At 58.9% G+C, this 10,279-nt stretch carries 10 protein-coding genes; 2 read left to right on the top strand and 8 right to left on the bottom strand.

The genetic code is table 11. The features are described 5' to 3' along the window. The 8 genes from PDO_RS04600 to PDO_RS04565 form a co-directional block, all read right to left on the bottom strand. Positions 1–539 (bottom strand): response regulator transcription factor (locus PDO_RS04600; RefSeq protein ID WP_007598436.1); only part of this gene is annotated, 539 nt, incomplete at its 3' end. 59 nt (positions 540–598) lie between these two features. Next, a complete protein-coding gene (locus tag PDO_RS04595) occupies positions 599–835 on the bottom strand; it encodes a hypothetical protein (protein WP_007598434.1) in 237 nt (78 codons plus the stop codon). A gap of 169 nt (positions 836–1,004) precedes the next feature. Next, positions 1,005–1,562 (bottom strand): sugar transferase, encoded by a 558-nt coding sequence (locus tag PDO_RS04590; protein ID WP_007598432.1) that lies wholly within the window; start codon positions 1,560–1,562, stop codon positions 1,005–1,007. Positions 1,563–1,566: 4 nt separating this feature from the next. Then, positions 1,567–2,907 (bottom strand): O-antigen ligase family protein, encoded by a 1,341-nt coding sequence (locus tag PDO_RS26925; RefSeq protein WP_141649819.1) that lies wholly within the window; start codon positions 2,905–2,907, stop codon positions 1,567–1,569. Further along, positions 2,895–3,632 (bottom strand): glycosyltransferase family 25 protein, encoded by a 738-nt coding sequence (locus PDO_RS04580; RefSeq protein ID WP_007598427.1) that lies wholly within the window; start codon positions 3,630–3,632, stop codon positions 2,895–2,897. The genes PDO_RS26925 and PDO_RS04580 overlap by 13 nt, the downstream gene beginning before the upstream one ends. A 131-nt stretch (positions 3,633–3,763) precedes the next feature. Beyond that, positions 3,764–4,678 carry an NAD-dependent epimerase/dehydratase family protein gene (locus PDO_RS04575; RefSeq protein ID WP_007598425.1) on the bottom strand — a complete coding sequence of 305 codons (915 nt, stop codon included), beginning with the start codon at positions 4,676–4,678 and terminating at the stop codon, positions 3,764–3,766. Continuing rightward, positions 4,678–6,648 (bottom strand): nucleoside-diphosphate sugar epimerase/dehydratase, encoded by a 1,971-nt coding sequence (locus tag PDO_RS04570; RefSeq protein WP_007598423.1) that lies wholly within the window; start codon positions 6,646–6,648, stop codon positions 4,678–4,680. The genes PDO_RS04575 and PDO_RS04570 overlap by 1 nt, the downstream gene beginning before the upstream one ends. 153 nt (positions 6,649–6,801) lie before the next feature. Further along, positions 6,802–7,569: a DeoR/GlpR family DNA-binding transcription regulator gene (locus PDO_RS04565; RefSeq protein WP_007598422.1), complete on the bottom strand. Its 768-nt coding sequence runs from the start codon at positions 7,567–7,569 to the stop codon at positions 6,802–6,804. Positions 7,570–7,815: 246 nt separating this feature from the next. Between PDO_RS04565 and PDO_RS04560 the strand changes: the two genes are divergently transcribed. Both PDO_RS04560 and PDO_RS04555 read left to right on the top strand, forming a co-directional pair. Beyond that, positions 7,816–8,745, top strand: a complete 930-nt coding sequence (locus PDO_RS04560) for a choline/ethanolamine kinase family protein (protein WP_007598421.1) — start codon at positions 7,816–7,818, stop codon at positions 8,743–8,745. After that, a partial coding sequence (locus PDO_RS04555; RefSeq protein WP_007598420.1) for an FAD-dependent oxidoreductase occupies positions 8,742–10,279 on the top strand: 1,538 nt, incomplete at its 3' end. The genes PDO_RS04560 and PDO_RS04555, both read left to right, overlap by 4 nt.

Below are 10,279 nucleotides of genomic sequence, written 5' to 3'. Positions count from 1 at the left end.
AAGATCTGGTCGAGCAGCTGGTCCTTGCTGAATACGCGGCCGGGACGCGAGGCGAGGATTTCAAGAAGCGTCATCTCGCGGCGTTTGAGCTGTACCTCGCGTTTGCCGACATGCACCGAGCGATTGGTGCGATCGAGCATGACGTCTCCGCAGGCAATCACATTGGTAGCCTCGCCGCCGGAACGTCTGCGCAACAAGACGCGGGCTCTGGCTTCGAGTTCGCGAAAGTCGAAAGGTTTGACCAGATAGTCGTCCGCCCCGAGATCCAGGGCACTGACGCGATCATCGATTTCAGAACGGGCTGTCAGGACCATTACGGGCACGGCATTGCGGTTCTGGCGCAGCCGCTTGAGGATTTCGAAGCCGTCGAGGCCCGGCAACATGACATCGAGAATGACAAGGTCGTAGTCGGTGAAATCGAGGATTTCCGAGGCGGCACGGCCATCCGTTTGCCAATCGACCGTATGACCGGTTGTCTCGAACCGGCGACTGATCGCTTCTCCCACGTCGTGTGTGTCTTCCACCAGCAATATTCGCATGGCGCAAAACCTGTCACGGATCGGCAAGGCGATCAAGGTAGGGCAGGTTGCGTCGCTGCCTAGAGGGAAACCACGTCTGCTGTCGGATAGGGCATCTCGCTGCCGGCTTTCGCTGGCGGCGCAGACATTGCCTCGATCAGCGAGTTCATGATGGCTGCCCGTAGGGCAAAGGTATTTGCCGTCGTTTTCTTGTGGTCGAGCCGTTGGGCTGACACCACGAGATTGGCACCGTGATGCATGATGATCTGTTGAGCCCGGACCATAGCCCAGGTCTCAAAGTCTGCCTGCTGTTCCATGTCCGCCACCTCAGCTAAATCATTTAGCCTGTGAGACTTTTTCGAATCAGTCTCTATTGGGTAGTGTATTCGATTATACGGATTTGATAAATCACCGACCAAAAAAGGTCAGGCAAGAACCGAGCCAGTTGCGCTTGTTTTGGTCGTCAACAGGCCAACAGGCCAATGGTCAACGGGTCGCCGCGTCGCCTCGGCCACCGCCAAGCACCGTCTGGAACAGGAGCTTTATGTCACCGGTCAGTGTCTGGCTTTCGACGTAGCTTCTGTCTGCGGCTGCAAGGCGCGTCGGTTCCGACATGTCGATGCCAGCAACCTGGGCAGGCCCTGTAATGCCTGGACGAACCGAAAAGACGTTCTGGGCGCGCCGCGCGGCAATCACATCCGCCTGATTTGGCAGGCAGGGTCTTGGGCCGACAAGGCTCATTTCACCTTTTAGCACATTGATAAGCTGCGGAAGTTCGTCGAGCTTGTAGGCGCGCAGCCAGCGGCCGGTGGGGGTGATCCAGCTTGTGGACGCAGCATGCGAGGCAACGTCGGGCGTACCGGTCGCCATGGTGCGAAACTTCAGGCAGGTGAAGGGCACTTCATTGCGCCCAACTCTTGTCTGAACGAAAAGCGCCGGGCCAGGAGATGTCCGACGAATGATGATGGCAAGCACCGCCATGATCGGACTTGCGAGGATCAGTCCAAGCAGCGCGGCGGTGAAGTCGAATAGACGTTTCAGCATAGGTTCACGCAGGGATTGTCTGCGCGGATGGTCTAGCATCGGCGCGGAGCATGATGGAAATGGCAAGGACCGCAGCACCAGCCAGCAGGAAGAAGCTTTCGCCGATCGCCAGGCGGTTGTTCGAATTCGAGGCCATGGTGATGAAGAAGAACAGGCTCATGCTGAACAGATAAAGCATCAGGCTGGACGGGATAAGGCCGCGCTTCCATGCCAGCCTGATGCGGTAGGCGGCAGTTGCCACGAAGATCAGCAGCATCGCCATGCCGAGCAGACCGTGGCGCACGAGGATTTCGAGATAACCATTGTGGATCAGGGTGTAGCCAACATTTGCGTATTTCGCATTTCGCCACTTTGCCAGCCAGAGATTGCCTGACCCGATGACGGGCGAATCCAGGAAAATGTCCACGGCATTCGTCCAGAGCATCAACCGCTCGCGCATCGATTCCGGCGTGTCTGCCTTGCTCACGGAATTTGCCATGGCCTTTTCGATTTCCTCCTGGCTCATGGCCTGTTCGGAAAGGCGCAGGGCGGCGACGACCGTGGGACCGGCATAGTGTTTGATGTTGTCGAAGGTGACGACGGCAGCAAGTACGCAGAGCAGCAAGGCGATGGCGCCAGGCACGAGCATATGACGGCGACCATAGTGAACGACGGCCGTGATGCTCATGAAGCCAAAGACTATTGAAAAGGCGAGCCATACGCCTTTTGACTTGGCGCCAAAGATGCCGACGAGACAGAGCAGGGCCGTCATGATTGCCATGGTTGCCAGAACTTTTCCACCGGTGGTTTTCAGTATCGTTGTTTCGGCGGCAAAGGCGAGCCAGTAGACACTGGAAATGAACAGCAATCCGCAGCCAACGGCGGCGTGGATCGGATTGTGGTGGTACAAGGGACTGAACCGTTCACCGTGGACGAGTGCGGAAATATCCAGCGTCAGAAGCAGGCCGAGGAAGCCGGCAACCATCAGAAAGGTGACGGCGGCGAAGAGACGATCACGCGTGGCGTATAGGCAGGCGCCGAGGCAGGGAATGAGCAAAGGAAAGATATAGAGCCATTCGGAAGCGCCCTTTTCTCCATAGACGACAATGCCCCAGGCAAAGCGGAGAAACGCATAAAGAGCCCAGACGAAGCACAATTGGGCAAGCCAGTCACCTTTGAGGTGATGGAAATCGGTGCGGTGAAGCGTCCAGCAGAAGACAAGCAGGGCGATCGCTGCATAGCGGTAAAGGTCGCTTTCCAGCAGCATGGCGGATGCCAGAAATGCCCATGATAGAGAGATTATGAGGGGCAGATAGGGCATTTGTTGCAGGTTCATCGGTCCTGGAATGCGTTTCAAGATAGGCAATATCGTATCCTGCGGATGTAATCCAAAGTGCGCAGCAAATGGGTGATCGTGCGGCGTGGTCCGCGGAACTTGCCCTTTCGATAGTCGTCGCGTGTTGCAATTTCGGTCGTCTTGCTTGCCGGGCTCAGGTTCAACACGTTGTCGCGGACGGTAAAGACAGCAAGGCCGGTATGCCAGCCGCGCTCAAGCGCCACATCCACCGGATAACACATGACTTCGAGGCTCTTGAGGATCTTGTCAGCGCCGGAGCGTGTGATCAGATAACATGCGGCTGATCCCTGCGGGCCGTGAACGCTGCGCCCGATCTCGTCACCGAGGCGGCTTGTAGCTTTTAGACGGAACCATTTTGTCCGATGGTTCAGGAGCTTGACCAGTTCGGCTTCAGGGGCAGCCTGGAGAATGGCGGCCGCTCTCTCAACAAGATCTGCGACCAGTTCCACATCGTCTTCCAGAATGAGCGCTGCATCGTAGTCACTTGATCTGAATGTCGAGACTGCAAGCATATGGCTGCGGTAGCAGCCATATTCGCCCGGCAAGACGATCCGGCCGTTCTCGCGCAGGAAGCGTTTCATGTCGAGATCGGAGCGGCTTCCCGTCGCAAGGGCGGTTCCATCGACGCCTTCGACCCGCTCCAGCGCGATGCCGAGTTCGCCCGCTCTGTGGCTCAGGCCATCCCAGCGTGCGCGCGATCTCGCGAGATTTATGACGTAGACGCCAATCTTCATATTTTTTGCTCAGTTCGTGCCCGGCCTTTCGGCCGATGCCGGCATTTCTCATAATATCGACTGCCTGTTTTAGCAATCGATTGCGGTTCTAGTGCTTGCCCAATCGGGTTGCAACGTCTCGTTGTCCCAATTCAGTCCGCCATGTCCGCCAGGCCCTGATCAAGCGTATACGGTGGCGTCCAGTTCAGCAGCGCGCGGGTCTTCGACACATCTGCTTCAAGACACCCCGCCAATCGTCTGTACATCTCCTCCCGGCCAAGCAGGCGTGCTGCACTGAGCAGGAGTGTTGAAGGAACGGGCGGCAGACCGCTTCTTCTGCCTTCCAGCCTGCGAATGCGCCGGACCAGTTCGGCGACGGAAACGTCCTCACCGTCGCTGGCCAGGAAGGTTTGCCCCGCAGCCATGGAATGATCGAGGCAAACGGAGATGAGATTGCTGAGGTTGCCGACGTAAAGCAGTGAACGACGGCCAGAAAGCTTGCCAAACGGGAGCGGAAGACGGGTGCGAGCCAGACGATGGAGCGATGCAAAATTTGCCTTGACGCCTCGGCCATAGACCAGAGGTGGCCGAATGATGACGGTCTCCATGCCTGTATGTCGGCCGATCTCCATCAGACCCTGTTCGGCCTCCCACTTGGAGATGGCGTAGGCATCTTCCGGTTGTGGCTTGTCGTCTGCCTGGAAGGCATGGCCGGGGCGGGTTTCCTCGCCGTTGACCTTGAGCGTGCTGATGAAAACAAAACGGCGGACCCCGGCGGCGGCGGCCTCGCGGGCAAGATGCAGCGTTCCGTCCCGGTTGACCGTCCGGAACGCTTCAAGCGGGTCGGATGCGCTATCCTTCATCATGTGGACGCGGGCCGCCAGATGGACAATCCTGTCGATTCCCTTCAGGGCTTCGCGCCAATCCGTGCGGCCATCGATTGCATCGATGACGATATCCGCCGAACGCGTTGTTCGGCCGACTGTGCGGATGATCTGCTCCTGCGCACGCAAATCTGCGGTCAGGCGATGGCCAACGAAGCCATTTGCTCCCGTGACGAGGATCATCACAGGCGCCCGTAGCTGGTGCTATCCGGATTGGGGAGCTGTATCGAGTCCTCCACCTGCTCGGCATTGCGCAGGACGACCAGATCAACCACGTCGGCGCTCGGCCTGTAGCCCGTGACCAGCGATGCCAGGATTGCACGGCTCGCCGCCACGTCGCCCGCATCCATTGTCTGTTCCAGTTGCCGCAACATTTCCTCAAGTGCTTTCCATGGAAGAAACTCGTCGCGTGCCTTCATGATCAGGGGATGCGACGTCGGTCCGGGGTTTTCGCCGATCAGCAATTCCTCATAGAGCTTTTCCGCCGGGCGAAGGCCGGTCATGACGAAGGCGATATCGCCATCGGGGTTTTCATCGTCCTGGATCGTCAGGCCGGACAGCTCGACCATTCGCCGCGCAAGGTCGATGATCTTGACGGGTTCACCCATGTCGAGCACGAAGACATCGCCGCCTTCCGCCATTGCTCCAGCCTGGATCACCAGTTGCGATGCTTCCGGGATGGTCATGAAAAAGCGGGTGATGTCCGGGTGCGTCAGTGTGATCGGACCGCCATCGCGGATCTGCTGGCGGAAAAGCGGAACCACGGATCCGGACGAGCCGAGCACATTGCCGAACCGGACCATGCAGAATGTGGTAGTCCGGCAATTTTCGGTCAGTGCCTGAAGCAGCATTTCGGCAATGCGCTTGCTGGCTCCCATGATGTTGGTCGGGCGCACGGCCTTGTCGGTGCTGATCAGGACGAATTGCGGCACGCCCATTTCGATGGCCGCTTCGGCCATGACCTCGGTGCCAAAGACATTGTTCTTGATACCTTCGATCGGATTGTGTTCGACCAGCGGCACATGTTTGTAGGCGGCGGCGTGATAGATGGTATCGACGGGCCAGGTTTGAAGGATCTCGCGGATGCGGCGGCGGTCGCGCACGGAGCCCAGCAATGGCAGGATTGCATCCGCCTTTTCGCCAAAGTCGCGTGTCAGTTCGGCGTGGATCGTATAGAGGGCGTATTCATTCTGCTCGACAAGCAGCAATCGATCAGGCCCGACAGCCATGATCTGTCGACAGAGTTCGCTTCCGATCGAGCCGCCCGCACCGGTCACCATTACTGTCTTGCCGGCAATATTGCGGCTTAGAAGTTCCGGGTTCGGGGCAACTGCGTCGCGGCCCAGAAGATCCTTGATGTCCAACTCGTGAAAGTCCGACAGATTGACCCTGCCTTGCGCGATTTCGCTGACGCTGGGCACCAGCCGGACGGCGACATGACCGCCCCGCAGGCTTTCAATGATCGCGTTGCGCCGTGCAGCCGAAATGTTCGGGATCGCCAGAAGCACGGTTCGAACATCCAGCTTTTCCACGAGCGCGTTCAATTGTGCCGGATCATACACCCTTGCACTGCCGATCATCGACCCATGCAGGCTCTTGTCGTCGTCCAGAAAGCCCTTCACCTTCAGCTCTGCGCCATTGTCGAGCGCGCTCGCCAGTTGGCGGCCCATCGTGCCGGCGCCATAAATCAGGATATGGGACCGGTTCCCATGCCGCAAAAGCTGGCGGTAGGAATCGCCGAGCATATAGCGGGTGACGAGACGCGAAAGCCCGACCGCAAGCAGAAGCAATAGCGGTTGAAGAATGCCGACGGTGCGGGGAATTCCGGGGAAGCTGATCATCGTGAAGATGGTCATGTAGATCAGGCCATACAGCGAAATCGCTTTCAGGATCGACAGGAACGCTGCCCAGCCGATGAAGCGGAAAATCGCCCGATAAAGTCCAAGCCTGATGAAGATCGGGATGGCGATGGCGATCGAGACCGGGATGGTCAGCCATTGGATGCCTGACAGCACCACCCATTGGTCAAGCCGAAAGCAGAAAGCGAACCAAACCGTCAGCGCGCAGAGCACCATGTCGACCACAAGCGCAAGCGAGCGCTTGAGCCAGCGCGGCAAACGCAAGATCTGACCTATAAATTCGTCCGGCATCATACCCAATACCAACTGCCTTCCGCGCGATCATGCCGCAGAGGGCAACACTTGCAAGGATCCTATGATATCCCTGCCACCTGCACCACAGCAATGCAACGATTAGGCGGGTTTTTCCCAAGCATCGTTGTTCGCCCTTGGCTGCGGTTGTCGCGGTTAAGTCAACGACGCAATCAGGCAGGTGACCCCCGCCGATTCCAGCGCGCTCATGATATCCGGGGGCGGCGTGCCGTCGGTGACGAGATGTGTCAGGTCGCTGAAATCGCAAACCTTGACCAAGCCGCTACGGTTGAACTTGCTGTGGTCGGTGACGGCGATCCGCCGATCGCCGCGGGTCAGTAGGGTCCGGGCGAACTCGGCTTCTTCGAAGTCGAAGTCCAGTATGCCCGAACCGGCGCTTACGGCGCCGACCGAGATCACGGCATGCAGGACATTGAAACGGCTGATGAACTCAATTGCGGTTGAGCCGAACGCGGCGCCATTGTCCGAGCGTAGCTCGCCGCCGGCCATATAGACGCGGTTTTCGTTGCTGGTCGCCAGGGTTCTGGCGATGTCGGACGAGTTGGTGATTACGGTCAGTCGGCGATGCCCGAGCAGTTCGCGCGCCAGGATGCTCGTCGTCGTTCCCGTATCTAGCATGATGGAATCACCGTCGCGGATGGTTGCAGCGAGTTCCCTGGCAATGGCTTTCTTTGCCTCGGGGTTGTCACGCAGGCGTCGTTCAAAAGGTGCCTCGCCAAGCATCGAGGGCAGGGCAACGGCGCCGTGCATCCGAACAATCGCGTGGTTGTCGGCAAGCGGGCGCAAGTCGCGACGGACGGTTTCGAATGATACACCAAGACGGCCGGCCAGCTCTGCGATCGAGAGTGTGCCGTTTTGCTGCAGGAGATTGAGTATGTCCCGATGTCGTTTTGATTCCGCCATGCTGACGTCCCGGTGCTGTTGCCGTGCTAGCGATGCAATCCAGTGCGCCAAAAGTAAAGTCACAAAATCGGTCAATTAGCCGCAAATATACACACGGTCGATTGACAGCTTGATCTGGCTGCACGAAGCTTGGTCATCCTCCGGGTCTCCAACAAGAACATAGGGGAACGGACCCAGAGGTGGGGCTGAAACCGTTTGAACCGCTGGGAGGTCATGCGTGATGTATGCGAACAAGGCGTCGCGCCGATGAGCGTGACGGACGTTGTGACCGGCGAGGTTGGTGAGACCAGTGCAAACAGGGATCGCATGCGGCACTTGCCCTGTTGGAAAGGCCCGATCGAAATCGCCCTTCTCAAGGGCGGCATCAGCAATGAAAGTTACGTTGTCACCGATGCGGTCGGCCGCCATGTCGTACGTTTCGGCAAGGATTATCCGTTTCATCATGTCTCGCGGCAGCGTGAATTGATGGTGGCGCAAAGTGCACATGCGGCGGGTTTTGGGCCGGAAGTCCGGTATGCCGAACCCGGCGTGATGGTGACGGCGTTTCTGGGTGCCAAGACCTATGGCGCCGAAGATGTTGTCGCCAATGCTGAGGCTGTTGCCCGACTGCTGAAACGTTTCCATGAAACAATGGCCCGCTATGTCAGCGGCAGTGCCTATCTGTTCTGGCCTTTTCATGTCGTGCGCGACTATGCGCGGACGCTGGCTGCGGGCAACAGCCGGATGGTCCCGCAGCTGCCCGGCTACCTTGATCTGGCAGAAACGCTGGAGGAGGCGCAGGTGCCGCTGCCGATCGTCTTTGGCCACAATGACCTGTTGCCAGCCAATATACTCGATGATGGCGAAAGGCTCTGGCTGATCGATTTCGAGTATGCCGGCTATTCCACCGCAATGTTCGATCTGGCGGGGGCAACGTCGAATTCCGGCTTTTCCGACGATGCCAGCCTTGAATTTCTTGCCCACTACCTTGGCCGGACGCCCGACCGGGATTTCCTCAAGGCGTTTGCCGCCATGCAATGTGCGTCCCTGCTGCGCGAAGCCATGTGGAGCATGGTTTCCGAGCTTCATCTGAACGCACCCGGTGCCGACTACGTTACCTACACGGCTGAAAATCTCCTCCGCCTTCAGGTGGCGCTCGACCGCTATCGTTCTCTCTATGGAAAGACATCTGCATGACCACGCTTCCATCCCATGCCCAGATCGTCGTTATCGGCGGCGGCATCATCGGTTGCTCGACGGCCTATCATCTGGCGCGAGACCACAAGGCCGACGTGATCCTGCTGGAGCAGGGAACGCTGACGTCCGGCTCGACATGGCATGCCGCTGGTCTGGTCGGGCAATTGCGCTCGTCGGCCTCGATCACCCGGGTGCTCAAATATTCCGTCGATCTCTACAAGGGGCTTGAGGCCGAGACGGGTCTTGCCACCGGTTGGAAGATGACGGGTTGCCTGCGTCTGGCAACCAATCAGGACCGCTGGACGGAATTCCGTCGGCTTGCCACGACCGCCGGCAGTTTCGGCATGGACATGCACCTGATCTCGCCGGAAGAGGTCAAGCGGATGTGGCCGTTGATGAATGTCGACGATCTTGTCGGCGCAAGCTGGTTGCCGACCGACGGGCAGGCGAGCCCTTCCGACATTACGCAGTCGCTCGCCCGTGGCGCGCGCATGCATGGCGCAAAAATCGTCGAGAATGTCCGGGTGACCGGTTTCGAGATGAAGGATGGCCGCATTCTCAAGGTCAAGACGACGCTCGGCGACATTGCCTGCGAGAAGGTTGTCAATTGTGCAGGCCAATGGGCCCGGCAGGTGGGTGCGATGGCGGGGATCAACGTGCCGCTGCAACCGGTCAAGCATCAATATATCATCACCGAGAGGCTGGATGGCCTGTCGACGGATGCGCCGACGATCCGCGATCCGGACCGGCTGACCTATTTCAAGGAGGAGGTTGGCGGCCTGGTGATGGGCGGTTACGAGCCGAACCCACAGCCGTGGACGACGGGCGACGTGCCGGACGAATGGGCGTTCCGGCTGTTCGACGATGACTTCGATCATTTCGAGCAGCATATGGTGCAGGCGATCGAGCGTATCCCGGCGCTGGAAAAGGCTGGGGTCAAGCAGATGATCAACGGGCCTGAGAGCTTTACGCCCGATGGCAATTTCATTCTCGGCGTGGCGCCCGAATGCAAGAACATGTTCGTCGGCGCCGGGTTCAACGCCTTCGGTATCGCATCCGGCGGCGGCGCGGGTTGGGTGCTGGCGCAGTGGGTGGTCGATGGCGAGGCGCCGCTTGATCTCTGGGTGGTTGATATCCGTCGCTTCGCCGGCATGCACCGGGATCGCCAATGGGTGCTCGATCGCACGCTCGAAGCCTATGGCAAGCACTACACGATCGGGTTCCCGCATGAAGAATACCAGAGTGGTCGGCCGCGGCTGGTCTCGCCGCTCTATGATCGGCTGAAAGGACACGGTGCCGTGTTTGGCTCGAAGCTCGGCTGGGAGCGACCGAACTGGTTTGCGCCTGCCGGCACCGAAGGCCGGGATGTCTATTCCATGGGGCGGCAGAACTGGTTCGATGCCGTCGGCCAGGAGCATCACCACGTGCGCGAGGCGGTCGGCATATTCGATCAGTCCTCGTTTGCCAAATACGAGATGAGCGGTCCGGACGCGGCCACGGTTCTTGATCTTATTTGCGCCAATGACGTGACGAA

It is taken from the genome of Rhizobium sp. PDO1-076 (genome assembly GCF_000247475.1).
Classification (GTDB): domain Bacteria; phylum Pseudomonadota; class Alphaproteobacteria; order Rhizobiales; family Rhizobiaceae; genus Allorhizobium.
This window is presented reverse-complemented; position numbering and strand designations above follow the sequence as displayed.